The organism is Streptomyces gossypii (assembly GCF_025165795.1).
Lineage (GTDB): Bacteria > Actinomycetota > Actinomycetes > Streptomycetales > Streptomycetaceae > Streptomyces > Streptomyces gossypii.
The window spans coordinates 128,640-152,423 of the sequence record NZ_JAJAGO010000002.1; the positions used below are offsets into that span (position 1 = coordinate 128,640).

Here is a 23,784-nt window from a genome sequence, read left to right on the forward strand (position 1 = left end):
CCGGCGTCTGCGGGCCCGGCGTCGCCACCCGCGTCGGCGGGCGCGTCGGCGGAGGCCCGCTCAGCGGTCTCGGCCGGGGAGGTGGTCCCGGCGTCCCCGGCGCCCGCCCGCTCGTCGTCGTCCCCACGCGCGTCCTCGACGCCGTGGTCCTCCCCGGCGGGGCGGTCTCGCGAGGTCGGCAGGTCGGCCCACTTCGGGCGGCGCGGCGGCTCGTCGTGCTCGCTCACTGTTCCCCCTGCAGGTCCGTCTTGGTGATCGCCCACCAGGGCAGCACCCAGTACTCGGTCTTGGTGTCGATCCGCTCCTCGCTCCACTTCGGCGCCGCCACCCGGGTGACCGCGGAGCGGAGCTGGATGCGGTCGACGGTGCCGCCGTTGAGCTCCGGACCGAAGCGGCGCATCACGATCCGCTTCACGTACTTCTCGGACAGCTCGCCGCGGTAGCCGGAGGGCTTCCCCTCGTCGTCGTGGTAGTCGTTGTAGAAGCTCCAGGCCCGGCGCAGTTCGTTCTGCGCGACATGGCTGGGGAAGGGGTTGCCGCGGATGTTCTCGGTGTCCATCGCGGTGAGGTCGACCCAGCCGGTCTTCGCACTCGAGCCGTCGTCCTTGGTGACCATGGCGCGGGCGTGCACGCTGATGTTCTGCTGGAGCGGGTTGGGGGCGAACAGCTTCCAGTTCTGTTCGAACTCCGGATAGATGTAGTCGTCGATGACCGACTCATGTTCCTTGCTGAGCGTGTTGCTGGGCGCGACGTGCAGAAAGACCATCGCCCCGTGCACGGCGAGCGCGACCGCGACGACTGCCATCGCCACCGCCACGGTGATCCGCCCGGGCAGCGACAGTGCGGAGACGCCGCCCCGCCGTTCCTCGTCAGGCTCCATGTCCTCCCCGTTCCCTCCGTCTTTACCGCCCCCCAGAGGTTAGACCGTCCGGGGGATGGCGGGAGCGACGGTCTGACGACCCGGGTGCGTCACCGTCCGGTGGTCTTGACACCGTGTGTCGCCGCGGCTCACCATTGAACCGAACGATCGGTCGGTTGGCTGGAGCCAAGGAGCCTCGTATGACGACGGTGGTGCCGGGAAAAGGCCCAGGACAGGGGCCGGGGCAAGGGCCGGGGCAAGGGCCGGACGCGTCCGGGGCCGCAGACCGGGCAGCGGTCCGGGTGACTGACCGCGCGGCGGACCGGCCGGCAGGCGGCCTGGCGGAACGCGGTACGGACGGCGAGCCGGGCCCGGAGACGTACGAGTCGGCGTTCGACGCCGCCGTCGCCGCCGACGAGCGCATCGAGCCGCGTGACTGGATGCCCGACGCCTATCGCGCCACCCTCGTCCGCCAGATCGCCCAGCACGCGCACTCCGAGATCATCGGCATGATGCCCGAGGCCAACTGGCTCAGCCGCGCCCCCTCGCTGCGCCGCAAGGCGATACTGATGGCCAAGGTGCAGGACGAGGCGGGCCACGGGCTGTATCTCTACGGCGCCGCCGAGACTCTGGGCACCGGCCGCGACGAACTGCTGGACAAACTGCACAGCGGCCGTCAGAAGTACTCCTCGATCTTCAACTACCCCACCCTCACCTGGGCCGATGTCGGCGCCATCGGCTGGCTGGTGGACGGCGCAGCGATCACCAACCAGGTGCCGCTGTGCCGCTGCTCCTACGGACCGTACGCCCGCGCCATGGTCCGTATCTGCAAGGAGGAGTCCTTCCACCAGCGGCAGGGATACGAACTGCTGCTCGTGCTGAGCCGCGGCACCGACGCGCAGCACGCGATGGCGCAGGACGCGATCGACCGCTGGTGGTGGCCCTCGCTGATGATGTTCGGGCCCCCGGACGACGAGTCGGCGCACAGCGCCCAGTCCATGGCCTGGAAGATCAAGCGCCACTCGAACGACGAGCTCCGGCAGCGCTTCGTGGACATCTGCGTGCCGCAGGCCGAAGCGCTCGGCCTCACCCTCCCCGACCCGGACCTGCGGTGGAACGAGGAGGCCGGGCACTGGGACTTCGGGGCGATCGACTGGGGCGAGTTCAAGGCGGTGCTCAAGGGCAACGGGCCCTGCAACGAGCAGCGCATCAGCCAGCGCCGCAGGGCGCACGAGGACGGCGCGTGGGTGCGTGACGCGGCGGCGGCGCACGCCCGCAAGCGGCAGGAGGCGGCTTCCCGATGAGCAGTGACTGGCCCCTGTGGGAGGTCTTCGTACGCAGCAGGCGCGGGCTGTCCCATACACACGCCGGAAGCCTGCACGCCCCGGACGCGGAGCTGGCGCTGCGCAACGCGCGCGACCTCTACACCCGCCGTTCCGAGGGCATATCCATCTGGGTGGTGCCCTCCAGCGCCGTCACCGCCTCCTCGCCCGACGAGAAGGACCCCTTCTTCGAGCCCGCCGCCGACAAGCCCTACCGGCATCCCACCTTCTACGAAGTCCCGGAGGGGGTGAAGAACCTGTGACCAGCACCGTGGCCGACCGCCCCGAGCTGGCTCTGGCCGACGACGCGCTCATCCTCTCCCACCGGCTGGGTCAATGGGCCGGGCACGCCCCCGTGCTGGAGGAGGAGGTCGCCCTGGCGAACATCGCGCTCGACCTGCTGGGCCAGGCCCGCGCGCTCTACTCCGAGCTGGGCGACGAGGACGAGCTGGCGTATCTGCGCGAGGAGCGCGCCTTCCGCAACTGCCAGCTGGTCGAGCAGCCGAACGGCGACTTCGCGGTCACCCTCGTGCGGCAGCTGTTCTTCTCCAGCTGGCAGGAGCTGCTCTACGGACAGCTCACCTCGATGCCGCTCGCGGTGAAGGCGGTCAAGGAGGTCGTCTACCACCGCGACCACGCGGAGCAGTGGACGCTGCGGCTGGGCGACGGCACCGACGAGAGCCACCGCCGCGCGCAGCACGCGGTGGACACCCTGTGGCGGTACACCGGCGAACTCTTCCAGCCGCTCCCCGGGCTGGACGTCTGCTGGGACGCGATGCGCAGCGGCTGGGAGAAGCGCGTCACCGGCATCCTGGACCGGGCCACGCTCACCGTCCCCGACGGGCCGCAGCACGGCGGCTGGGCGGCGGGCGCGGGGCGGCAGGGCCTGCACACCGAGCCGTTCGGGCCGATGCTCGCCGAGATGCAGCATCTGCACCGCAGCCATCCGGGGGCAGCGTGGTGACCATGGCCGAGACACGGACCCAGCAGGCCCAGCAGGCCCAGCAGGCGGAACAGGCCCAGCGGACCCAGCAGGCCGAGCGGCTGGGCAGGCTGCGCGAGCTGGCGGGCGCGGTGCCCGATCCGGAGCTGCCGTTCGTCTCACTCGCCGAGCTGGGCGTGCTGCGCGACGTGCGGGAGGCCGGAGAAGGAGGCGTGGAGGTCGAGCTGACCCCCACCTACACCGGCTGCCCGGCCATCGAATCCATGGCCACCGACGTCGAGCGGGTGCTGCGCGAGCACGGCGTCCCCCACGTCACCGTCCGTACGGTGCTCACGCCGCCGTGGTCCACCGACGACATCAGCGCCGAGGGCAGCCGCAAGCTGGCCGAGGCGGGCATCGCACCACCGCGCGCCACGGGCACCGGGCCCGTGACGGTGGGCCTGGGGCCCACCCGTACCGCAGGGGACGGCCCGGAGGCGCATGCGGGCCCGGCGGCAGAGACGGCGGGACCGGAGCCGGAGCCGGTCCGCTGCCCGCTATGCGGCTCGGCAGCGACCACACTGCTCAGCCGCTTCTCCTCCACCGCCTGCAAGGCACTGCGCCGCTGCGAGTCCTGCCGCGAGCCGTTCGACCACTTCAAGGAGCTGTGACGATGTTCCACCCGCTCCGGGTGAGCGCGGTCGACCGGCTCACCGACGACGCCGTAGCCGTCACCCTCGCGGTGCCGCCCGAGCTGCGCTCGGCCTACGGCTACGCCCCCGGCCAGCATGTCGCGCTGCGCCGCGGCGGCGAGCGCCCGGGCGCGGTACGGCGTACGTACTCGCTGTGCGCGCCCGCCTCCGAGACGCCCGAGACGCTGCGGATCGGCGTCCGCCGCATCGAGGGCGGTGACTTCTCCACCTACGCGCTCAAGGAGCTGGCGGTCGGCGACACCGTCGACGTGCTGCCGCCGACCGGGCGGTTCCAGCTGGAGCCGCGCCCCGGCCGGTTCGCCGCGATCGTGGGCGGCAGCGGCATCACTCCGGTGCTCTCCATCGCCGCCAGCCTGCTCGGCAGCGAACCCGAGGCCCGTTTCTGTCTGATCCGCAGTGACCGGTCGGTCGCGTCGGCGATGTTCCTGGAGGAGGTCGCCGACCTCAAGGACCGCTGGCCGGAACGCTTCCAGCTGGTGCACGTGCTCTCCCGGGAGGAGCAGCAGGCGGGCCTGCCGTCGGGCCGGCTGGACGAGGAGCGGCTCGGCGGACTGCTGCCCGCGCTGCTCACCGCCGAGGGCGTGCGGGAGATCGACGGCTGGTATCTCTGCGGCCCGCTGGGGCTGGTCGAGGGCGCGGTCACCGCACTGCGCGGGCTGGGCGTGCCCCGGTCCCGGATTCACCAGGAGATCTTCCACGCGGAGGAGGCCGCGGCCGTACGCGCCCCGGTGGAGACCCCGGACTCGGCAACGGTCACGGCCACCCTGGACGGCCGCAGCGGCAGCTGGCCGGTGGACGACGGCGAGACGGTGCTGGAGACCGTCCTGCGCAATCGCGGAGACGCGCCGTACGCCTGCAAGGGCGGGGTGTGCGGCACCTGCCGGGTGCGGCTGCGCTCCGGCGAGGTGCGGATGGACCGGAACTTCGCGCTGGAGCCGGAGGAGCTGGACGACGGCTATGTGCTGGCCTGCCAGTCCCACCCGGTGACCCGTAACGTCGAGGTGGACTTCGACGCCTAGGGTCACTCGGCCGCGCGGATGTCACTTCACGTATGCCCCGCCGGTCTCGGCGCTTCCCTCGCTGCCGTTCACCACGGGGCGGCCGGCGGCCTGCCAGGCGAGCATGCCGCCGTCGACGTTCACCGCGTCCATGCCCTGCTGGATCAGATACTGCGCCACCTGGGCCGAACGGCCACCGACCCGGCACACCACGAAGATCCGCTCGCCCTCGTCGGCCCGCTCGGTCAGCTCACCGATGCGGCCGACGAAGTCGCTCATCGGAATGTGCAGCGCGTCCGCCGCGTGCCCGGCGGCCCACTCGTCGTCCTCCCGGACGTCCAACAACAGCCCGTCGGCGGGCACCTTCGCGGCCTCGACCTGGGGCAACTGACCGAACTGCATTCCAAGAGCCTCTCTCACCAGCTGGTTTCTCCTACGACCCGATGCCCGGCAGCGAGCGCGCTCCCGGCTCCGCCCGGCATCCGGCTACTGGGCGCCCGGTGTCTCGCTTTCCGGTGCGTCTTCCGCGGCCGGAGTAGCCGGAGCAGCCGGAGCAGCCGGAGCAGCCGAGGCGTGCAGCTCGGCGAGCCGCGACTCCCGCTCGGAGACCTGCCCGAGCAATTGCTCGGCGATCTCCTCCAGCAGGGCGTCCGGGTCGTCGGGAGCCATCCGCAGCATCGCGCCGATGGCGCTGCCCTCCAGCTCCTCGACCGCCGCGGCCAGCATCTCCTTGCGCTGCGCCAGCCACTCCAGCCGGAGGTACAGCTCCTCGTTCCGGCTCGGGGGCGGCTGGGCGGGCACCGGACCCGCCGCCCACTCCTCCGCCAGCTGCCGCAGCGCGTCCGTGTCCCCGCTCGTGTACGCCTTGTTGACCCGGACCATGAAAGCCTCGCGCCGCTCCCGCTCCGCGTCGTCCCGCGCGAGGTCGGGGTGCACCTTGCGGACCAGCTCGCGGTAGGCCCTGCGGGCCTCCTCGCCGGGACGTACCCGGGAGGGCGGCTGCACCGGCTGCTCGTTGAGCATCGCCGCCGCCTCCGGCGAGAGGCCGTCGGAGTCGATCCATCCGTGGAACAGCTCCTCCACGGCGGGCATCGGCATGACGATCGCCCGCGCCTCGTCCGCCCGGCGCACGTCCTCCGGGTCCTGGGTACGAGCGGCTATGGCCTCCGCTATCTGTGCGTCCAGTTCGTCCAGCCGCGAGTACATCGGGCCGAGCCGCTGGTGATGCAGCCGGGAGAAGTTCTCCACTTCGACGCGGAAGGTCTCCACCGCGATCTCGAACTCGATCAGCGCGGTCTCGGCCGCCCGCACCGCCTTCTCGAGCCGCTCGGTACCGGCGGCGTCTGCCCTGTCCTGCTGCTCGGCCTGATCGGCTTCCGGGGTGTCCACACCGCCAGCCTACGCACGCAACGGCTAGACACCCAGCTCGGCCGCTATCCGCCCCGCCCGCACCGCCGTGACCAGCTCCGCGTGGTCCGCCTCCGCACGGTCCGCGTAGGCCACCGCGAAGTCGCGGACCGCCTCGTCCAGCTCCTCGGTCTTGCCGCAGTAGCCCGCGACCGTGCGCGGGTCGGCGGTGTGCGAGTGGGCGCGGGCCAGCAGCGCGCCGGTCATCCGCCCGTAGTCGTCCACCTGGTCGGCGGCGAGCGCGGCCGGATCCACACTGCCCTTGCGGTTACGGAACTGACGCACCTGGTACGGCCGGTTCGCCACTTCCGTCCAGCCGAGCATCGTGTCGCTGACGACCTGCATCCGCTTCTGCCCCAGCACCACCCGGCGCCCCTCGTGCTCCACGACGGGCGCCGCGAAGCCCGCCCGCGCCAGCTGCGGCGCCAGCACCGACGGCCGCGCCTCCTTCACCTGGAGTACCAGCGGCTCGCCCCGGTGATCCAGCAGCAGCACCACATACGACCGGGTGCCGACGCTGCCGGTGCCGACCACCCGGAAGGCGACATCGTGCACCGCGTACCTCCCCAGCAGCGGGAGACGGTCCTTGGACAGGGTGCCCAGATAGGAAGTCAGCGCGGCGGCGACCTGAGCCGCCTCGGCGTCCGGCACCGGGCGCAGCACCGGAGGCGCCGCCACGAAACGGCGCCCGCCCTCTCCGTCGTCCTCGGTGGCGCGGGCGGCGAAGCGGGCGCTGGTGTTGCGCCGGGCCTTCTCCGAGACGCGCTCCAGCGTGCCGAGGAGATCGCGGGCGTCGGTGTGCGAGACCAGCTCCTCGTCCGGAATTGCGTTCCACGCCTCGGCGACGGGCATCCGGGCCAGCAGCCGCATCGTCCGGCGATAGGCGCCGACGGAGTCCTGGGCCGCCGCGGCGCACTGCTCCTCGTCGGCGCCCGCCTCGCGCCCGGCCAGTACGAGGGAGGTGGCGAGCCGCTTGAGGTCCCACTCCCAGGGGCCGTGCACGGTCTCGTCGAAGTCGTTCAGATCGATGACCAGGCTGCCGCGCGCGTCGCCGTACAGGCCGAAGTTGCCCGCGTGTGCGTCGCCGCAGAGCTGGGCTCCGATTCCCGTCGCGGGGGTGCCGTGCGCCAGGTCGTACGCCATCAGGCCGGCGGTGCCGCGGAGGAACGCGAAGGGTGTCGCCGCCATCCGGCCGACCCGGATCGGGGTCAGCTCCGGCAGACGGCCGCTGTTGGACGCCTCGACCGACGCGACCGCGTCAGGGCGCTGGGGCGAGGGAGTGAACAGGGAGTGCGCGGCCCGGGGCACGGCCCCGCGCAACGCCTTGCCCGCCCGCTTGGGCGACTCCACGCCGCGCTCCCGGGCCGCGAAGCCCTCCACCTGCGGAATCCGCTCCATACGCCGCTCCATGCCGCACCCCCTCCTCGCGGACCCCATGCGGCCCGGCTCGACCGTACCCGGCCCCCGGGCACACCCGCGACCCCTGTGGATAACTCAAAGAATCCGCAGGTCAGTGCGTATGGATGGGTGAGAGGACGGCCGGGGGACGCGGGTCGGAGCGGCGGTCACTCCTTGAATTCGTTCGGGCAGCTCTCGGCCCCTCCGGGCAGGTGCTGCTCAGCCCACCGGGTCAGTTCGGTCATCGCGGGGCGCAGGGCAAGGCCCGCGTCGGTCAGTTCGTAGGCGACGCGCAGCGGCGGGCCGTGGTCCACCTCGCGGACGACCAGTTGGAGGGCCGCCAGTTCGGTCAGCCGGTCCGAGAGCATGCGCTCGCTGATGCCGGGCACCGCTCGGCGCAGCTCGGCGAAATGTCCCGGTCCGTTCATCAGGGAGGCGAGGATCAAGCCCGTCCACCGCTTGCCCAGCAGGTGAAAGACACGGGTGACCGACGCATCGGGCTCGGTGCACGCGATACCCGGGGGGCCGTCCGGGCCTTCCAGCGTCTCTTGCCGAAGGTCTGTCATGCCTTCAGGGTACTGGCAGACCACAAGCGGGTGCAAAAAAGTAAGTACCTGTGTTATTACTAGTGACAGGAGAAAGAGCACCCCCTTACAAAACGTATGACCAAGGAGTCCCCCCATGGCCACGCTGCTGCACCTCGACTCTTCACTGAACGGCGAGAACTCCCACTCCCGCGCCGTCACCGCCGCCTTCCGCGAGGCATGGGAGAGCGAGCACCCGGACGGCACGGTCGTCTACCGCGACCTCGCCGCCGACCCGCTGCCGCACCTGACGGCCCCGGCCTACTACGCGGGCTTCAGCGACCCGGCCGCGCACACGCCGGAGGAGCAGTCCGCGTTCGCACTGCGGAAGCAACTGCTGGAGGAGGCCGAGCAGGCCGACGCCCTGCTCATCGGAGCGCCGATGTACAACTACTCGATCGCCTCAGGGCTGAAGACCTGGCTGGACCACGTCATCGCCGTGGGCCGCACCGTCGCGAGCGAGCAGCCCACCCTCGCGGGCAAGCCCGCGACCGTCGTCACCAGCCGCGGCGGCGCCTACGGCCCCGGCACCCCGAGCGAGGGCCAGGACCACCTCCAGCCCTACCTGGAGATGATCTTGGGCGAGAAGCTCGGCCTGAAGACGGACTTCATCCTCGCCGAGCTCACCATGGCGCCCAACGTGCCCGCCATGGCGGAACTGATCCCGCTCTACGAGAAGTCCCACCAGCAGTCCCGCGCCGACGCCGAAACCCGGGGGCGCACCCTGGCCAAGCAGCTCGCCGCCTGACGGCCACGGAAGCCTTAACGGCCGGTACGGCCGGTACAGCCGGTACGGAATCCGGCCACGGACCCGCACCGCCCTGCTCGTCCCCCGCACGGGGCCGAGCAGGGCGGTGTCGTCGTGCGAGGCGGACTTCCGGCGGAGGGTCAGACCGGTTCCGCGGGCCGCACGGGTGCCTTCGGTGCCTCCCAGCACTCCACGCCCTTCAGCCCCGGCAGCCGGTCCACCGTGAACACCGGGTTCAGACCGGCGCTCCGCTGTTCCTGGTAGTCGACGAGGAGCCGGACGGCGATCGCGGACAGCGGCAGGATGGCCAGCAGGTTCACCAGCGCCATCATGCCCATGAAGACGTCCGCGAGGTTCCACACCACGCTCACCGAGCCCATCGCGCCGAGGAACACCGTCACCAGCACCAGCACCCGGTAGGACGGGAGCACCCAGCGGTTACTGGTCATGAACCCGAGGTTGGACTCCCCGTAGTAGTAGTTCCCGATCAGGGTCGAGAAGCAGAGCATGAAGACCACGACGGTCAGGACGTGCCCGGCCCAGTCGCCCAGGGTGCTCTGCAGGGCGGACTGGGTGAGGTCCGCGCCCTGGCGGCCGTCCAGCGACGGGTTGCTCGAAAGAATGATGAACGCCGTCATCGAGCAGATCAGCAGCGTGTCGAAGAAGACGCCGAGCGTCTGCACGAGGCCCTGCTTGACGGGGTGCGAGACGGCGGCGGTCGCACTGGCGTTGGGAGCCGAGCCGAGTCCGGCCTCGTTGGAGAACATCCCGCGCCGGATACCGTTCTGGATCGCCGCCCCGACCGCGCCGCCCGCCACCTCGCGTACGCCGAACGCGCCGCCGACGATGTCGAGGAAGACCCCCGGCACCTCCGAGATGTTGAGCACGACGACGGCCAGCCCGAGCACCAGGTAGAGCACGGCCATCACCGGCACCAGCAGCTGCGTCACCGAGGCGATCCGGCGCACCCCGCCGAAGATCACCAGGCCCAGCAGGACGGCGACCGCGATGCCCGCCACCGGCGCGAACCAGCTCTCCTCGCCGCCGCTGACCGAGCCGCCGGTGACCGCGACGATCGTGTTGGACTGCACGGCGTTGAAGACGAAGCCGAAGGTCAGCGTGATGATCACGGCGAACACCAGGCCCAGCCAGCGCTTTCCGAGGGCACGCTGCATGTAGTACGCCGGGCCGCCGCGGAAGGAGCCGTCCTCCCCGCGCACCTTGTAGAGCTGGGCGAGCGCCGACTCGACGAACGCGGAGGCGGCACCGACGAGGGCCATGGCCCACATCCAGAAGACCGCACCCGCGCCACCGAGGGTGATCGCGGTGGCGACACCCGCGATGTTGCCGGTACCGACGCGGGCGGCCGCGGAGATGGTGAAGGCGCCGAAGGAGGAGACGGACTTCGCGTCGTCGTCCTCGGGCCGCTTCTTCTCCGTCAGCAGGCGCAGCATCTCGGGCAGCAGCCGGAGCTGCACGCCCTTGGAACGGAGGGTGAACCAGAGTCCCGCGCCCACGACCAGTGGGATCAGAAGATAGGTCCAGAAGACGTCGTTGACGTCGACGATCACAGTGTCCAGCGTGTCCATGGAGTCCTCGTACGGCACGGCCCGGCATGCGGGGGGAGATTTCGACAGGCCTGCAGGAGGCTCACCGCAGGTTACCTGCGCCGATGGCCTTCGGAACGGAGGAAAGCGGTGCGGAAAATCACAGAATCCCAGCGCTGCCCACGGGGCGCTGCGGATCGCGCCTTCCGTTGGGGCGGCTGGGACGGCGCCCGGTCACTCCGGGGCGGCGCCGTCCGCGGCGGGGGTCTGCCCGAGGCCGGGGCCCGGCCCGGGACCGGAGCCCGGCCCGGGACCGGAGCCCGGCCCGGGACCGGAGCCCGGCCCGGTGCCGGAGCCCGGCCCGGTGCCGGAGCCCGGCCCGGGACCGGAGCCCGGCACCGGCCCCGGCTCCGGCACCGGAGCGTCGGTGGTGGTGCCCGGCCGCGCCCAGGTCCGCCGGGCGGCCCACCAGCCGCCCGCCGACAGCAGCACGAGCCCGCCCAGCGCGATCCACAGCGCGGGTGACCCGGGATCGCTGAGTGAACCGCCGACCCCCACGTACGCGAAGGTCGCCGGAAGGATGCCGAGCGCGGTCGCCGCCAGATACGGCGCGAACCGCACGCCCGTCACCCCGGCCCCGTAGTTGACCAGAGCGAACGGAAACACCGGCACCAGCCGCACCACCAGCACCGCCCAGAAGCCGCGGCGGGACAGCTGCTCGTCCAGCCGGGCGAGCCGCCCGGAGCCCGCGAACCGGGTGACCGCGCCGCGGCCCAGCCGCCGGGCGATTCCGAAGGAGAGCGCCGCGCCCGCCGTGGCCCCGGCCAGCACCGTGACGATGCCCAGCGGAATGCCGAACAGCACCCCGGCCGAGGCCGTCAGCAGCGAGCCGGGCACGAACGCCGCCTGCGCGAGGGCGTAGAAGAGCGCGAAGACCAGTGGCGCCCAGAAACCCAGCGAACCCACCCAGTCGTTCAGTTCGTCCAGGGCGTCCTCGCCGTAGGTCAACGCCCAGACACCCAGACCGGCAACCAGCGCCAGCAGAACCGCCAGGCGCAGCACGGCGACCACCGACTGCCTGTTCATCCGGACCTCCCGCCCGTCACCCGGCAGCCTCCGAGCCGCCCGCTTCCACGGCGAGGACCCGGCGCAGCGGCAGCGGCAGCGTGCGCCCCGGGCGTACCCACCGGGCGAGCGCCTGCTTCGCCGCATCCGCGCGCTCGGGGGGCAGGCCGGGCAGATACAGCCCGTCGACCAGCTGGTCGGTGTCCTCCGCCGAGGTGAGCGTGAGGGTGAACACCCGCCGTTCGTCGTGGCGCAGGCGGAACCCCGCCCGGCGCAGCACCCGCCCGACTGCGTCCCGGGCCTCCGGGTTGGGCCAGGGCTGGCCCCTCACCCCGAGCGACCGCATCACCCGCACCCAGCCCAGCGCGCGGACGGGGCCTGGTCCCCCGGTGGGTCCCAGGAGCGACCCGGGCCCCGCGCGGGCGGGCACCAGTGCCGCGAGGGTGCCGCCGGGGCGCAGCACCCGGTGGATCTCGTCGAGCACCCGGGGCAGCGGTGTCAGCACCGGCAGGCACATCGACGCGCAGACGGCGGCGACGCTTCCCGAGGCCACCGGCAGTGCGTCGGCACTGCCGCGCACCAGCGGGCCCCGCCCCAGCCGGGCGGCGGCAGCCAGCTCACCCTCGGAGGAATCCACGCCCACCCACTGGGCGTCCGGCAGCAGGGCGCGGGTGGGGGCCGATCCGCAGGCGAGGTCCAGCACCGTCCCCGTCACCGGGCGCAGCGGTTCGACAAGCCAGGCGTACGGGGAATCGGCACCCGCGCCGGCACCGCCCGCGCCGGAACCGCCCGCACCGGAGTCACCCGCACTGGTGTCGCCCGTACGGCGGAAGAAGCGTTCGGTGATTCCGGGGCGGGCGTCGTGATAGCCGGCCAGGTAGCGGCGCCAGGCCTTCTCGTCCAACGGAACAGGCTCCTCACCCTGGGCGGCCACGCACCGGGACCCGGCCCGGCGCCGTATGGCAATCGGCATCCGTACGGTACCCAGAGGAGCGGTCCGCCGCGCCACGAAGGCTGCCGGTCACCGGTCACCGCCCGCCACCGTCCGGCGCGTACGCCGCCACGACCTCGCCGACCTGCTCGTAACCGGCACGGAGCAAAAAGGTGCCCAGCCGCCCGTACGACTTGGCGCCCAGGACGAAGAAGTCCGGTTCGGGGCTGCGCAGCGTGTCCAGCCCGGCCGGCGGCTGGGCCAGGCAGTCGCCGGCCGCCGCGCCGAGCAGCGTCGCGGAGAGGTTCATCGGGGCGCCGGTCGCGTAGCACTCATGGATCTGGAGCTGACGGTAGAGGCCCGCGTCGCCCGCGTAGCCGGTCAGTGCCAGTACGTGGTCGGCGCGTACAACGCGGGGGCCCGCAGGGGTGTGGAGCGTGGCGCGCAGCCCGTCGCCCTCGGGCTGGAGCGCCTCCACCCGGGAGCCGGTCCGCACCGACACGCGGTCGTGCGCGCCCGAGGCCAGCGAGCGGGCGGCGTCGACGAGCCGGCGGCGTCCGGGCAGCGGATCGTCGGGCACCGCGCCCCAGGTGGGGTGCGGATCGCGCACGACCCACTCCAGCCGGGTGCGCGGCAGCGCGGCGAGGCCGCGGGCCGCCGTCTGGGCGGACTTACCGGCCCCGACCAGAAGTACGGTGCCCGCCCAGCGGTCGGCAGCGCCCGAGTCCGCGCCCTCCGCTTCGTCCAGCGCGGGCAGGGTGCGCACGATGCGGGGCCCCAGGGCGCGTTCGCCGGGCGCGGGGATACCGCCGTCGCCGAGCGTGTTGGGGTGCGCGTAGCTGCCGGTGCAGTCGAGTACGAGACGGGCGCGCGCGGTGTGTTCGCCGTCCGGGCCGTCGAGCAGCAGCCGGAAGGGTGCGGTGGCACGCGCCCCGGTGCCGATCTCCTCGTGCTTGAGGTACCCGGTGCGGGAGACGGCAAGGACCCGGGTGCCCAGCCTGAGGCGGCCCGCGAGGGCGGGCAGCTGGGCGACGGGGTCGAGCAGCCGGGTGACCAGCTCATGTCCGGTGGGGGTGGCGGCAGGGGGCGGCAGGGCGTTCTCCGTACCGGCGAGGGCCGCGCGCATCCTGGGGGAGATGTTCAGCTCCCAGGGGGTGAACAGGCGTACATGGCCCCAGTCCCGCACATGGTGGGCGACGGTGGTCCCGGCCTCGTACACCGTGAAGGGCAGGCCCGCCGCGGAGCAGGCGAGGGCGGCGTCGAGGCCGACGGGGCCCGCTCCGAGGATGGCGACGCCGGGGGGTTCGCTCATCGACTTCTCCCTCATGGAGATTCCCTTCGGCCAGGTTGGCTGCGTGGGCAGACGTGCTCAGATGGCGCAGTGCACGGGCCGGGGCAGGCTGCCGTCGGTCAGGCGGGCGGCGAAGAACCGCTCGGTCACCAGCTCTTTCCCCCGTTCCAGCGGGGTGCCGGGGCCCGCCAGCCGCATGTCGGGGCTGCTGCCGAGGTCGGCACCGGCCGGGTGCCAGTGCAAGCCGTCGGCGGAGACGGTGAGTTCGGGGACACTGCTGTCCTCGCCGATCTCCATGCCCTCCTCGGAGAAGCCCCGCCGCAGCATCGGCCGTACGGCGAAGTTGTCCTTTGGCAGGCCGAGTCCGGCCAGGAGTTCGCCGACGGCGGGGATCTCGGGCCCGTTGTCGGCGGTCTCGGTGAGGGCGACCCGCGGGGGCAGGCCGAGGCTGATCAGATGCCGGATGCCGTCCATGGTGCGGGCCCAGGAGCCGGCGCCCCGGTGCCGGTCGTGGGTGGCGGCGGTGGCACCGTCCAGGGAGGTCTGCAGGGTGAGCTTGCGTCCGGCCAGCTCCTCGAGCCCGGCGGCGCGACGGCCGCGCAGCAGCATGGCGTTGGTGAGGACGACGGTGGGCAGTTGGGCGCTCGCGTGGTCGAGCAGTTCGATGATGGCGGGGTGCAGGAAGGGCTCGCCGCCGGTGAGGTACAGGTCGGTGAACCCTGCGGTGACGGCCTCGTCGAGGAGTCGGTGGAAGGTGTCGACGGGCAGGGTGCGCGGTGCGGCGGTGGGGGAGGAGGCAACCGCGCAGTAGTCGCAGGCCAGGTTGCAGTGGAAGTTGGTGTAGAGCCAGAGCCTGGAAGGGAAGTACGCGGTGCCGAACAGCGGGACCACCGGCCGGTCTTCCGCCTGGGCCGCCGCGTCCTTCCCGGCGACGGGGCCCCAGCCGTCGTCCGCCGGGCGGAATCCCGTCGGCAGCGTGCTGCGGTAGAGGTGGAAGCGCCCCCGGGAGCGCTCGGCGGGCGGCAGGATCTCCAGGCAGGTCGTCCACCATCCGGTCTCGATCGTCTCCGCGAAGATTCCGGGGAGCCCGGCGGCGCGCATCGAACGGGCCTGGGCCCGCCAGTCGTAGGCAAGCGGGATCAGCTCCGCCCGCGCCGCACCGTCGTCGAGGTCGAGCACCGCGTACCAGACCTCCTGGCGCCCGTCGTTCGCCGGTTTGCCGAGCACGCCGACGTTCACCGCGAGGGTGTCGCCGATCCGGCGCTGCCAGGGGAGTCCGCTGTGGGTGCACAGGACGACGTCCGCGCCGCTGGTCTCGGCGCGGAGCCGGTGCGCTTCCTCGGGCAGCGACTCCCACCAGAAGTCGTTGAGGGCGAGGGTGGAGCCGTGCACCATGTGCACGTCCACGCCCTCGATCGTCTCCCGGCGCTCGGTGGGCAGCTTCCCCATCCAGGCGGCGAAGTCCCGGCTGGTGGTGGCGAGGGTGTGGTCGTAGACGAGCTGGGCGTACTCGTTGTCCTTGGGATCCCGGTAGCCGCAGCCGCAGTCGGTGTCGCCGCGCGCGATGGCGACGTCGTAGTTACCCGCCACGCACTCGACGGGGGTGCCGTCGAGCGCGGCGTCGCCGCTGCCGGTCAGGATCGGCCACAGGGCGTCGACCTCGGCGCCGAAGCCGCCGAGGTCGCCCAGGCAGTACAGCCGCTCACAGCCGCGGTCGCGCGCGTCCGCCACGAAGGCCCGCAACGCGTAGGGGTTGCCGTAGGGGCCGCCGCACACTGCGATCCGCATCGTGTCTCCAGGTCGTTGAGGGAAACGGGTGACTCAGAAAGCTCAGGTGCTGCGGGTGCTGCGGGTGCTGCGGGTGCTGCGGGTGCTGCGGGTGCTGCGGGTGCTAGGCGAGCTGCGGGTGCGGCGGAACCGCGGCCCCGCCGCATAGCGCCGCCGGATCCGCTCCGGGTCGACGCCCAGGAAATAGAGCAGCTTGAGGTACTGCATGAACACGATCATGCGCCAGGTCCCATGCCGTACGAGGCGCCGGGCGGAGGCCGTCGACGTCGCGGGCAGCAGGCACAGCCGCCCCCGGCGGTTCAGCCGCCGCGACATCTCCAGGTCCTCCATGATGGCCAGCGGCGGAAAGCCGCCCTGCTCCTCGAAGACCGTACGGCGGACGAACATCGCCTGGTCCCCGAAGATGTGGTGCAGCCTGCGGGCGCGGGCGTTGGAGGCGCGGGCGAGGTAGTTCAGCGCGGGCGTACGGCGGTCGAAGCGCAGGCTGAGCCCGCCACCGACCACCCGGGGGTCGGCGAGGCAGGCGCGGATCTGCCCGACCGCTGCCGGATCCACCTCCGTGTCGGCGTGCACGAACCACAGCACGTCCCCCGTGCACGCCTTGGCGCCCGCGTTCATCTGCGCGGCGCGTCCGCGCGGGGCGCGCACCACGGTGGCCCAGGGCTCGGCCAGTTCGGCCGTGCCGTCATCGCTGCCGCCGTCGACGGCGACGAGTTCGCAGTGGGGGAAGTCCCGGCCCAGCCGCCGGAGCGCCCCCTCGATGGTGGCGGCCTCGTTCAGCACGGGCACCACGATCGACACGGCGAGCACCAGGCCGTCAGGCATCGCGCCGCACCACCTGGCTCATGAACCGAAGCGGTATACGAACCCCGCCGCTTCCGCGCACTCCAGCCGCGGCAGCGCGTGCCCGGCGAGTGAGGCGAAGATTCCGGTGCTCGCCGCCATCCGCTCCAGCAGCGCCTCCACCGGCTCGGGCTCGGCCGCGACGCCGTTCGCGTAGTCCGTCACGAAGCCGACGAGCGCCATCGGCAGCTCCTTCTCGCCCGCCAGCACCACCTCCGGGCCCGCCGTCTGACTGACGGCGGTCACTCCCGCCTGCGCCAACGCCCGTATCTCACTGCGGCTGTTGAAACGCGGCCCGTCCACATGCCCGTAGGTGCCCCGCTCCAGCACCGGCGCACCGGTGTGTGCGGCGGCCTCGGTCAGCGCCCGGCGAAGCGTCCCGCTGAAGGGGGAGTCGAAGATCCAGTGGCCGCGCCCCTGCTCCCCCGGCGTGTCGTACCAGGTGCAAGGGCCGCCGTCGGGCAGCCGGTTGGCCGGGAAGTGCAGATCGTCGAAGACGATCAGGGAACCCGGCTCGGCGGCGGGATCGGCGGCGCCGCACACAGTGAGGGAGACCAGGGCCTCCACCCCGCAGTCGAGCAGCGCGGTGAGATTCGCCTTGTGCGCGACCTGGTGGGACAGCCGGTGATGCCCCTCTCCGTGCCGCGAGAGGTAGACGACCTCGGCCTCCCCGACCCGCCCCTCGGTGACCGTCACGGTGCCGTGATCCGTCGCCACCTGCCGCCGCACCTGCCCGGAGACGTGCGGCCACGCATAGCTGCCCGATCCGGTGATGACGCCTACGCGCATGCCCTTCCTCCCACGCTGCTGCCTCTCACAGTCCTGCCTTCCACACTGCTGCCTGCTGCGGTCACCGGGCTCCCCTGCGGTTGCTGACAACGCCGGTGACACGGCCTGTGCGCTGCCCTGCGCGAGCCGGCGCGGCCCCCGGTCGTCGTCACGCCCTCCCCCGCCGCCGCACCGGGTGGACGGCGCGGCGCAGCCCCAGCAGCGCGTCGGTCGCCCGCCGGACGCCCGGCGCCGCGAGACGCCGGTGGACCTCGCTGAGGGCGGTGTGCCACGGGCCGTCCGCATAGCTCGGGTAGGGGTGGACGGTCGCCGCGTAGCGCGAGGCGGTCCAGCCCAGCCGTACGGCCGCGGTGAGGTGCGCCATGGTCTCCCCGGCCCGCGGCGCCACCACCGTGGCCCCCACGATCCGGCCGCGCGGGCCCAGCACGAGCCGCGTGAAGCCGTCGGTGCGGCCCTCGGCGATCGCGCGGTCGACGCGGTCGTGCGTGACGGTGTGCACCCGTACCGCGTCGCCGTGCCGCTCCCGTGCCTGCGCGGCGGTCAGGCCCACCCGGCCGACCTCGGGGTCGGTGAACGTCACCTGCGGCACCGCGCCGTAGCCGACCGGACGCCGTACGCCCAGCAGCGCGTCGACCGCCGCGGCGGCGCCCTGCACCCCGCCGAGGTGGGTGACGGCGGACAGCCCGGTGACGTCCCCGGCCGCGTAAACCCGTGGGTTCGTACTGCGCAGCCGCCTGTCCACCCGGACGGCGCCCCGCGCGCCGAGTGCCACGCCGGCCTCCCCGCAGCCCAGTGCTGCGGTGTTGGCCCGCCGCCCGGTCACCACCAGCAGCGCGTCGTACGCCAGCGGCTCCCCGCCCGGCGAGCCGGACACCGCGCTCCCGGACACCGTGCCCCCGGTAACCGTGCCTTCGGCGACCTCGGCCGCGCGCCAGCCCGTACGCACCCGGACGCCCTCCGCCTCCAGCCGCTCCCGCACCAGTCCGGAGGCTTCCGGTTCCTCACCCGGCAGCAGCCGCTCCCGCGCCTCCACCAGCGTGACCCGGGAGCCGAGCCGGGCGAACGCCTGCCCCAGCTCGCAGCCCGTCGGGCCGCCGCCCAGCACCACCAGCCGCGCGGGCAGTTCCGTCAGGTCCCATACGGTGTCGCTGGTCAGCGGCTCGGCTTCGGCCAGGCCGGGAACGGGGGCCGGCGAGGGCGCGGAGCCAGTAGCGATCAGCGCGTACCGGAAGGTGATCTTCCGGTCGCCGGCCCGCAGAGTGCGCGGACCGGTGAAGACGGCTCCGCCGCCCACGACTTCGACACCCAGGGCGCTCAGCGACTCGGCGGAGTCGTGCGGTTCGATCGCCCCGATCGCCTCCCTGACATGCGCCATCGCCGACGCCAGGTCGGCGGGCCCGAGAGGCGCGGGCGACAGCCCCCAGCGCGCGGCGCCACGAGCCGCCTGCACCTGCCCGGCCACATGCAGCAGCGCCTTGCTGGGCACACAGCCCGTCCACAGGCAGTCCCCGCCCAGCCGGTCGCGCTCGACCAGCAGCGTGCGCGCCCCTAACCGCCCCGCCGTACGGGCAGCCGTCAGCCCCGCGCTGCCACCGCCGATCACCACCAGGTCGTACGGTCCCATCGGCCGCGTGCCGCCTTCCCTCCGGATGCGCGTGTTGTCATGCTGGCCGGTGAACGGACGCCGGTCGGCGGCGGTTCCCCGTACGCCCGGGGCCCTGGCGCCACAGGACACTCGGCGCCACTTGGAGAGGACCCGAAATGGCCATCGGCATACCCGGCACCACGGAGTCCCGCTTCGTCGAGGACACGGTCAAGGACTACTACGGCAAGGTGCTCCAGTCATCCGGCGACCTGCGGACCTCGGCCTGCTGTACGGCCGAGGCGCCCCCGCCGCACGTCGCCGCGGCACTCGCCCGCGTGCACGAGGAGGTCCAGGACCGCTTCTACGGCTGCGGCTCCCCGATCCCGCCGGCCCTGGAGGGCGCCACCGTGCTGGACTTGGGCTGCGGCAGCGGACGCGACTGCTACGTCCTCTCCCAACTGGTCGGCGAGCAGGGCCAGGTCATCGGCGTGGACATGACGGAAGAGCAGCTGGCCGTGGCCGTACGCCACCAGGACTGGCACGCGGAGCGCTTCGGGCACGCCAACGTCCGCTTCCAGCAGGGGTATATCGAGGATCTGCGCGGCGCCGGGATCGAGGACGCCTCGGTGGACCTGGTCGTCTCCAACTGCGTGCTCAACCTGTCCCCGGACAAGCCCCGGGTCTTCCAGGAGATCTTCCGGGCGCTCAAGCCCGGCGGCGAGCTCTACTTCTCCGACATCTTCGCCGACCGCCGCCTCCCGGCCTCCCTGCGCGAAGACCCCCTGCTGCTCGGCGAATGCCTGGGCGGCGCCCTCTACACCGAGGACTTCCGCCGCCTGCTGGCGGACTCCGGCTGCGCGGACGTCCGCACGGTCTCCAGCACGCCGGTGACCCTCAGCGACCCGGAGGTGGCACAGCGGGCCGGATTCGCCACCTTCACCTCCCGCACCGTACGGGCATTCAAGCTCCCGCTGGAGGACCGCTGCGAGGACTACGGCCAGCTCGCCGTCTACCGGGGCACACTGCCGGAGCACCCGCACGCCTTCGACCTGGACGACCACCACCGCTTCCCGGCCGGCAAACCCGCCCTGGTCTGCGGCAACACCGCCGACATGCTCGCCGCCACCCGCTACGCGAAGCACTTCGCCCTGACGGGCGACAAGACGACCCACCACGGCCTCTTCCCCTGCGCCACCCCGGGCCGGCTCCCGGCGGCAGGCCCGACGGCCACGGGAGCCGCCTGCTGCTGAGGGTGCGGCTCCGCGGGCCTCGGGGCTGCCCCGCCCTCGCGAGAAGGGCCGACCAGGACCTCTCAGCACCTCACGGGTGTGCCGAGAGGTTCCCCACAGTGGCGGTCACGGGCGCCTCGCACCGATCGCGCGCAGGCACGCGGCCCTCCACGACAGGCCAGAACAGGCCAGAACAGAGCAGATCAGGCCAGGCCAGGCCAGAGCAAGCCAAACAGAGCAGGCTCTGACCAGAAACACTGGTCAGAGCCTGATGATCTCTGTGCGCGAGGGGGGAGTTGAACCCCCACGCCCTTTCGGGCACTGGAACCTGAATCCAGCGCGTCTGCCTATTCCGCCACCCGCGCATGGGTGCTCCCCCAGAAACTGGGGAAGAACGCTTGTCAGCCGGTGCCTGCTCGAGGCCGGGCGCCTGCCGACATCGAGAAGATTAGCACGCTGCTCCGGGTGCCTTCACCTCCATATCGGCACGCCCCCGGCACGCACTGGGGGACACTGGGACCAGGAACGGGAAGGGGCACCGGCTGGGCCCCCGCGATCCATGCAAGGGTGTGAGGGGTGACACTCGAGGGCGGGGGCGCTCCGGGGAACCACCCGTTCCGCCCGTGCGTGGATACGATCAGTAGGACCGGTCGGTACCGGCAGTGCGGCATGTCCGCGTTCGGCCACACTGGAGCGGAAGGGCCGCACCGGAACGGCAGTCATCTGGAAGGAGGTGCACCGTGGGAGTTCTGAAGCGTTTCGAGCAACGGCTCGAAGGTCTCGTCAACGGCACCTTCGCCAAGGTGTTCAAGTCCGAGGTGCAGCCCGTCGAGATCGCCGGTGCCCTGCAGCGCGAGTGTGACAACAACGCCACGATCTGGAACCGCGAGCGGACCGTCGTCCCCAACGACTTCATCGTCGAGCTGAGCACCCCCGACTACGAGCGCCTCAGCCCCTACTCGGGCCAGCTCGGCGACGAGCTCTCCAGCATGGTGCGCGACTACGCGAAGCAGCAGCGCTACACCTTCATGGGCCCCGTCAAGGTGCACCTGGAGAAGGCCGAGGATCTCGACACCGGCCTCTACCGGGTGCGCAGCCGCACCCTCGCCTCCAGCACCTCCCAGGTGCAGCCCGGCGGCCCCGGCGCGGGCCCCGCGGCAGGAGGCCCCACCGGCGCGGGCGCCCCGCCCGGCCCGTCCGCACCGCCCGGCGCCGGACCGGGGAGCCCCCCGCGGCCCGCCGGCGCCCCGCCCCCCATGCCCCCTTCGGCGCCGTCCGCGGCCCCCTCGTACGCCCCCGGTGCGAGCGGTCCGCTGCCGCGTGCCGAAACCCGGCGCTGGATCGAGATCAACGGCAACCGCCACCAGATCTCCGGCGCCACCCTCGTTCTGGGCCGCAGCACCGAGGCCGACGTACGCGTCGACGACCCCGGAGTGTCCCGCCGGCACTGTGAGATCCGTGCCGGAAATCCCTCCTCGATCCAGGATCTGGGATCGACCAACGGCATCGTGGTGGACGGACAGCACACCACTCGCGCTACGCTCCGCGACGGCTCACGCATCGCCGTGGGCAGCACCACGATCATTTACCGGCAAGCCGAAGGGTGAAGCGGGGGCAATGTCAGAGCTGACCCTGACGGTCATGCGGTTGGGTTTTCTCGCCGTACTGTGGCTGTTCGTCATCGTCGCGGTCCAGGTCATTCGGAGTGACCTGTTCGGCACCCGGGTGACCCAGCGCGCCGCGCGGCGCAACGACGCCCGGCCACCGCGCCAGCAGCAACCGCAGCAGGCGCCGCAGCAGCAGTCCGGCCGCCGCAACCGCGGCGGCCGCGGAGCTCCCACCAAGCTGGTGGTCTCCGAAGGTTCGCTCACCGGCACGACCGTCGCGCTCCAGGGCCAGACGATCAGCCTGGGCCGCGCCCATGACTCCACGATCGTGCTGGACGACGACTACGCGTCGAGCAGGCATGCCAGGATCTACCCGGACCGGGACGGTCAGTGGATCGTCGAGGACCTCGGGTCCACGAACGGCACCTACCTCGACCGGACCAGACTCACCACACCGACGCCGATTCCGCCCGGAGCGCCGATCCGTATCGGCAAGACGGTCATCGAGCTGCGGAAATAGACAGGCCGAAGAGATGACGACCGGAGGGTGGGCACCGTGCGGATGTACCCGGAGCCGACGGGCGAGGTGCGCATGAGTCTGTCGCTGCGCTTTGCCGCCGGATCGCACGACGGCATGATCCGCGAGCACAACGAGGACTCCGGCTATGCCGGTCCGCGACTGCTCGCTGTCGCCGACGGGATGGGCGGCCAGGCCGCCGGTGAGGTCGCCAGTTCGGAGGTGATCTCCACCATCGTGCAGCTGGACGAGGACATTCCCGGTTCCGACCTGCTGACCGCGCTCGGCAACGCCGTGCAGCGCGCCAACGACCAGTTGCGCGTGATGGTCGAGGAGGACCCCCAGCTGGAGGGCATGGGCACCACGCTCACCGCCCTGCTGTGGACGGGAGCGCGCCTCGGCCTCGTGCATGTGGGCGACTCCCGCGCCTACCTGCTGCGCGACGGCCAGCTGAGCCAGATCACCCAGGACCACACCTGGGTGCAACGGCTGGTCGACGAGGGCCGGATCACCGAGGAGGAGGCCACCACCCACCCGCAGCGCTCGCTGCTGATGCGCGCGCTGGGCAGTGGCGACCACGTCGAACCGGACCTCTCCATCCGGGAGGTGCGGGCCGGAGACCGCTATCTGCTGTGCTCCGACGGCCTCTCCGGCGTCGTCTCACACCAGACGATGGAGGAGACCCTCGCCAGCTACCAGGGCCCGCACGAGACCGTGCAGGATCTGATCCAGCTCGCCCTGCGCGGCGGCGGCCCCGACAACATCACCTGCATCATCGCCGACGTCCTCGACGTCGACGGCAACGACACCCTCGCCGAGCAGCTCAACGACACCCCGGTGATCGTGGGCGCCGTCGCGGAGAACCAGCACCAGCTCGGCGGTGACGCGCAGACACCCGCGTCCCGCGCGGCCGAACTGGGCCGCCAGGTACCGCCGCAGCCCTCCGGGGGCACACCGCCCGCGGAAGGCTTCGGCCCGCCCGGCAGCGGCGCCGGCCCCGCCTCGCCGCCCCCGCCCGCCGGTTCGTTCGGCGCCTACGACGGCAGCGGGGACGGCGGCGACTACGCCGCCAAGCCCGGTGGCGGGCGCGGGAAGTGGGTGAAGCGGTCGCTGCTGATCGCGCTGGCGCTCGCGGTCGTCGGCGGCGGTCTCTACGGCGGCTACCGGTGGACGCAGACGCAGTACTACGTCGGCGCCAAGGACGACGACCACGTCGCCCTGTACCAGGGCATCAGCCAGGAGCTGGCCGGGATCAGCCTGAGCGAGGTCGACGAGGACCACCCCGCGATCGAACTCAAGTACCTGCCCTTCTACCAGCGCGAGCAGGTCGAGGACACCATCGCCTACGACAGCCTCGACCAGGCGCGGGAGAAGATCGACGAACTCCGCGCCCAGGCCGACGTCTGCAAGGACGTCGCGACCGCCGACAAGCAGGACAAACAGGAGAAGCAGGAGAAGCCCGCGGATGGCGGGGGCGGTCAGGACAAGGCGGGCGAGAACGGCGGCGCCGGTGCCGGCGACAAGGCCTCCCTGCGCACCGACAACGCCACCAGCAAGAGTTCCGGCACTCCGACTCCAGGCCCCCGGCTCTCGGAGGAACAGCGCGAGGAGCTCGCCAAGCAGTGCACCGCACCGTAGGGG

General features: G+C 72.4%; 23 protein-coding genes and 1 tRNA gene. 10 read left to right on the plus strand and 14 right to left on the minus strand.

What is annotated here, in order from left to right:
• Nucleotides 1–223 precede the first annotated feature (223 nt).
• Nucleotides 224–880, minus strand: coding sequence for a DUF5819 family protein (locus LHJ74_RS04055; protein ID WP_260216099.1), 657 nt, complete (start codon nt 878–880; stop codon nt 224–226).
• Between the two features lie 317 nt (nt 881–1,197).
• On the opposite strand from LHJ74_RS04055, the gene paaA reads away from it, so the two are divergent.
• From paaA to LHJ74_RS04080, 5 genes are read left to right on the plus strand one after another with little or no spacing between them, the layout of a single operon-like run.
• Nucleotides 1,198–2,163, plus strand: coding sequence for a 1,2-phenylacetyl-CoA epoxidase subunit PaaA (paaA, locus tag LHJ74_RS04060; protein WP_260216540.1), 966 nt, complete (start codon nt 1,198–1,200; stop codon nt 2,161–2,163).
• Nucleotides 2,160–2,444: a 1,2-phenylacetyl-CoA epoxidase subunit PaaB gene (paaB, locus tag LHJ74_RS04065; RefSeq protein ID WP_260216100.1), complete on the plus strand. Its 285-nt coding sequence runs from the start codon at nt 2,160–2,162 to the stop codon at nt 2,442–2,444. The genes paaA and paaB overlap by 4 nt, the downstream gene beginning before the upstream one ends.
• Entirely contained in the window at nt 2,441–3,145 is a 705-nt protein-coding gene (gene paaC / locus LHJ74_RS04070; RefSeq protein ID WP_260216101.1) for a 1,2-phenylacetyl-CoA epoxidase subunit PaaC, read from the plus strand. The genes paaB and paaC overlap by 4 nt, the downstream gene beginning before the upstream one ends.
• A gap of 2 nt (nt 3,146–3,147) precedes the next feature.
• On the plus strand, nt 3,148–3,774 hold the full coding sequence (paaD, locus tag LHJ74_RS04075) for a 1,2-phenylacetyl-CoA epoxidase subunit PaaD (RefSeq protein WP_260216103.1): 627 nt from the start codon (nt 3,148–3,150) through the stop codon (nt 3,772–3,774).
• Nucleotides 3,775–3,776: 2 nt separating this feature from the next.
• Nucleotides 3,777–4,835: a 2Fe-2S iron-sulfur cluster-binding protein gene (locus LHJ74_RS04080; RefSeq protein ID WP_260216104.1), complete on the plus strand. Its 1,059-nt coding sequence runs from the start codon at nt 3,777–3,779 to the stop codon at nt 4,833–4,835.
• A gap of 21 nt (nt 4,836–4,856) precedes the next feature.
• On the opposite strand, the gene LHJ74_RS04085 is transcribed toward LHJ74_RS04080, so the two are convergent.
• The 4 genes from LHJ74_RS04085 to LHJ74_RS04100 all read right to left on the minus strand — a co-directional run bounded on the left by LHJ74_RS04085 (nt 4,857) and on the right by LHJ74_RS04100 (nt 8,185).
• A complete protein-coding gene (locus tag LHJ74_RS04085) occupies nt 4,857–5,216 on the minus strand; it encodes a rhodanese-like domain-containing protein (protein ID WP_260216541.1) in 360 nt (119 codons plus the stop codon).
• A gap of 84 nt (nt 5,217–5,300) precedes the next feature.
• Nucleotides 5,301–6,203 (minus strand): J domain-containing protein, encoded by a 903-nt coding sequence (locus tag LHJ74_RS04090; RefSeq protein ID WP_260216105.1) that lies wholly within the window; start codon nt 6,201–6,203, stop codon nt 5,301–5,303.
• Between the two features lie 24 nt (nt 6,204–6,227).
• A complete protein-coding gene (locus tag LHJ74_RS04095) occupies nt 6,228–7,658 on the minus strand; it encodes a DUF2252 domain-containing protein (protein WP_375546656.1) in 1,431 nt (476 codons plus the stop codon).
• Between the two features lie 128 nt (nt 7,659–7,786).
• A complete protein-coding gene (locus tag LHJ74_RS04100; protein WP_260216106.1) occupies nt 7,787–8,185 on the minus strand; it encodes a winged helix-turn-helix transcriptional regulator in 399 nt (132 codons plus the stop codon).
• A gap of 115 nt (nt 8,186–8,300) precedes the next feature.
• Between LHJ74_RS04100 and LHJ74_RS04105 the strand changes: the two genes are divergently transcribed.
• Nucleotides 8,301–8,951 carry an FMN-dependent NADH-azoreductase gene (locus LHJ74_RS04105; RefSeq protein WP_260216108.1) on the plus strand — a complete coding sequence of 217 codons (651 nt, stop codon included), beginning with the start codon at nt 8,301–8,303 and terminating at the stop codon, nt 8,949–8,951.
• A gap of 140 nt (nt 8,952–9,091) precedes the next feature.
• Here LHJ74_RS04105 and LHJ74_RS04110 read toward each other — a convergent pair whose 3' ends face one another.
• The 8 genes from LHJ74_RS04110 to LHJ74_RS04145 all read right to left on the minus strand — a co-directional run bounded on the left by LHJ74_RS04110 (nt 9,092) and on the right by LHJ74_RS04145 (nt 18,829).
• The gene (locus LHJ74_RS04110) at nt 9,092–10,540 is read right to left on the minus strand and encodes an alanine/glycine:cation symporter family protein (RefSeq protein ID WP_260216109.1); all 1,449 of its coding nucleotides are present in this window, start codon (nt 10,538–10,540) and stop codon (nt 9,092–9,094) included.
• 192 nt (nt 10,541–10,732) lie between these two features.
• Nucleotides 10,733–11,584, minus strand: coding sequence for a TVP38/TMEM64 family protein (locus tag LHJ74_RS04115; protein WP_260216110.1), 852 nt, complete (start codon nt 11,582–11,584; stop codon nt 10,733–10,735).
• Between the two features lie 16 nt (nt 11,585–11,600).
• Complete coding sequence (locus LHJ74_RS04120) at nt 11,601–12,467, minus strand: class I SAM-dependent methyltransferase (protein ID WP_260216111.1); 867 nt, start codon at nt 12,465–12,467, stop codon at nt 11,601–11,603.
• 124 nt (nt 12,468–12,591) lie between these two features.
• Entirely contained in the window at nt 12,592–13,806 is a 1,215-nt protein-coding gene (locus tag LHJ74_RS04125; protein ID WP_260216112.1) for a Rossmann-fold NAD(P)-binding domain-containing protein, read from the minus strand.
• 57 nt (nt 13,807–13,863) lie between these two features.
• Nucleotides 13,864–15,573 (minus strand): radical SAM protein, encoded by a 1,710-nt coding sequence (locus tag LHJ74_RS04130; protein WP_260216113.1) that lies wholly within the window; start codon nt 15,571–15,573, stop codon nt 13,864–13,866.
• 42 nt (nt 15,574–15,615) lie between these two features.
• A complete protein-coding gene (locus tag LHJ74_RS04135; protein WP_260216114.1) occupies nt 15,616–16,398 on the minus strand; it encodes a TIGR04283 family arsenosugar biosynthesis glycosyltransferase in 783 nt (260 codons plus the stop codon).
• An 18-nt stretch (nt 16,399–16,416) separates the two neighbouring features.
• Nucleotides 16,417–17,205: an MTAP family purine nucleoside phosphorylase gene (locus LHJ74_RS04140; protein ID WP_260216115.1), complete on the minus strand. Its 789-nt coding sequence runs from the start codon at nt 17,203–17,205 to the stop codon at nt 16,417–16,419.
• A 148-nt stretch (nt 17,206–17,353) separates the two neighbouring features.
• Entirely contained in the window at nt 17,354–18,829 is a 1,476-nt protein-coding gene (locus LHJ74_RS04145; RefSeq protein WP_260216116.1) for a dihydrolipoyl dehydrogenase family protein, read from the minus strand.
• A gap of 137 nt (nt 18,830–18,966) precedes the next feature.
• Between LHJ74_RS04145 and LHJ74_RS04150 the strand changes: the two genes are divergently transcribed.
• On the plus strand, nt 18,967–20,040 hold the full coding sequence (locus LHJ74_RS04150; RefSeq protein WP_260216117.1) for a methyltransferase domain-containing protein: 1,074 nt from the start codon (nt 18,967–18,969) through the stop codon (nt 20,038–20,040).
• Between the two features lie 260 nt (nt 20,041–20,300).
• Here the strand turns inward: LHJ74_RS04150 and LHJ74_RS04155 are convergent.
• Nucleotides 20,301–20,384: transfer RNA gene (locus tag LHJ74_RS04155), tRNA-Leu, on the minus strand.
• A gap of 375 nt (nt 20,385–20,759) precedes the next feature.
• Here LHJ74_RS04155 and LHJ74_RS04160 point away from each other — a divergent pair.
• Genes LHJ74_RS04160 through LHJ74_RS04170 form a run of 3 tightly spaced genes read left to right on the plus strand, consistent with a single transcriptional unit; the run spans nt 20,760 to nt 23,781 of the window.
• Nucleotides 20,760–21,626, plus strand: coding sequence for an FHA domain-containing protein (locus tag LHJ74_RS04160; RefSeq protein ID WP_260216118.1), 867 nt, complete (start codon nt 20,760–20,762; stop codon nt 21,624–21,626).
• A gap of 10 nt (nt 21,627–21,636) precedes the next feature.
• Nucleotides 21,637–22,146 (plus strand): FHA domain-containing protein FhaB/FipA, encoded by a 510-nt coding sequence (locus LHJ74_RS04165; protein WP_260216119.1) that lies wholly within the window; start codon nt 21,637–21,639, stop codon nt 22,144–22,146.
• Between the two features lie 42 nt (nt 22,147–22,188).
• Nucleotides 22,189–23,781: a Stp1/IreP family PP2C-type Ser/Thr phosphatase gene (locus tag LHJ74_RS04170; RefSeq protein WP_375546670.1), complete on the plus strand. Its 1,593-nt coding sequence runs from the start codon at nt 22,189–22,191 to the stop codon at nt 23,779–23,781.
• Nucleotides 23,782–23,784 lie beyond the last annotated feature (3 nt).

Coding starts and splice junctions, on each gene's coding strand:
- LHJ74_RS04055 (WP_260216099.1), bottom strand. CDS start 880: ATGGAGCCTGACGAGGAACGGCGGGGCGGCGTCTCCGCACTGTCGCTG.
- paaB (WP_260216100.1), top strand. CDS start 2,160: ATGAGCAGTGACTGGCCCCTGTGGGAGGTCTTCGTACGCAGCAGGCGC.
- paaD (WP_260216103.1), top strand. CDS start 3,148: ATGGCCGAGACACGGACCCAGCAGGCCCAGCAGGCCCAGCAGGCGGAA.
- LHJ74_RS04080 (WP_260216104.1), top strand. CDS start 3,777: ATGTTCCACCCGCTCCGGGTGAGCGCGGTCGACCGGCTCACCGACGAC.
- LHJ74_RS04085 (WP_260216541.1), bottom strand. CDS start 5,216: ATGCAGTTCGGTCAGTTGCCCCAGGTCGAGGCCGCGAAGGTGCCCGCC.
- LHJ74_RS04095 (WP_375546656.1), bottom strand. CDS start 7,658: ATGGGGTCCGCGAGGAGGGGGTGCGGCATGGAGCGGCGTATGGAGCGG.
- LHJ74_RS04100 (WP_260216106.1), bottom strand. CDS start 8,185: ATGACAGACCTTCGGCAAGAGACGCTGGAAGGCCCGGACGGCCCCCCG.
- LHJ74_RS04105 (WP_260216108.1), top strand. CDS start 8,301: ATGGCCACGCTGCTGCACCTCGACTCTTCACTGAACGGCGAGAACTCC.
- LHJ74_RS04110 (WP_260216109.1), bottom strand. CDS start 10,540: ATGGACACGCTGGACACTGTGATCGTCGACGTCAACGACGTCTTCTGG.
- LHJ74_RS04115 (WP_260216110.1), bottom strand. CDS start 11,584: ATGAACAGGCAGTCGGTGGTCGCCGTGCTGCGCCTGGCGGTTCTGCTG.
- LHJ74_RS04125 (WP_260216112.1), bottom strand. CDS start 13,806: ATGAGCGAACCCCCCGGCGTCGCCATCCTCGGAGCGGGCCCCGTCGGC.
- LHJ74_RS04130 (WP_260216113.1), bottom strand. CDS start 15,573: ATGCGGATCGCAGTGTGCGGCGGCCCCTACGGCAACCCCTACGCGTTG.
- LHJ74_RS04135 (WP_260216114.1), bottom strand. CDS start 16,398: ATGCCTGACGGCCTGGTGCTCGCCGTGTCGATCGTGGTGCCCGTGCTG.
- LHJ74_RS04140 (WP_260216115.1), bottom strand. CDS start 17,205: ATGCGCGTAGGCGTCATCACCGGATCGGGCAGCTATGCGTGGCCGCAC.
- LHJ74_RS04145 (WP_260216116.1), bottom strand. CDS start 18,829: ATGGGACCGTACGACCTGGTGGTGATCGGCGGTGGCAGCGCGGGGCTG.
- LHJ74_RS04150 (WP_260216117.1), top strand. CDS start 18,967: ATGGCCATCGGCATACCCGGCACCACGGAGTCCCGCTTCGTCGAGGAC.
- LHJ74_RS04165 (WP_260216119.1), top strand. CDS start 21,637: ATGTCAGAGCTGACCCTGACGGTCATGCGGTTGGGTTTTCTCGCCGTA.
- LHJ74_RS04170 (WP_375546670.1), top strand. CDS start 22,189: ATGTACCCGGAGCCGACGGGCGAGGTGCGCATGAGTCTGTCGCTGCGC.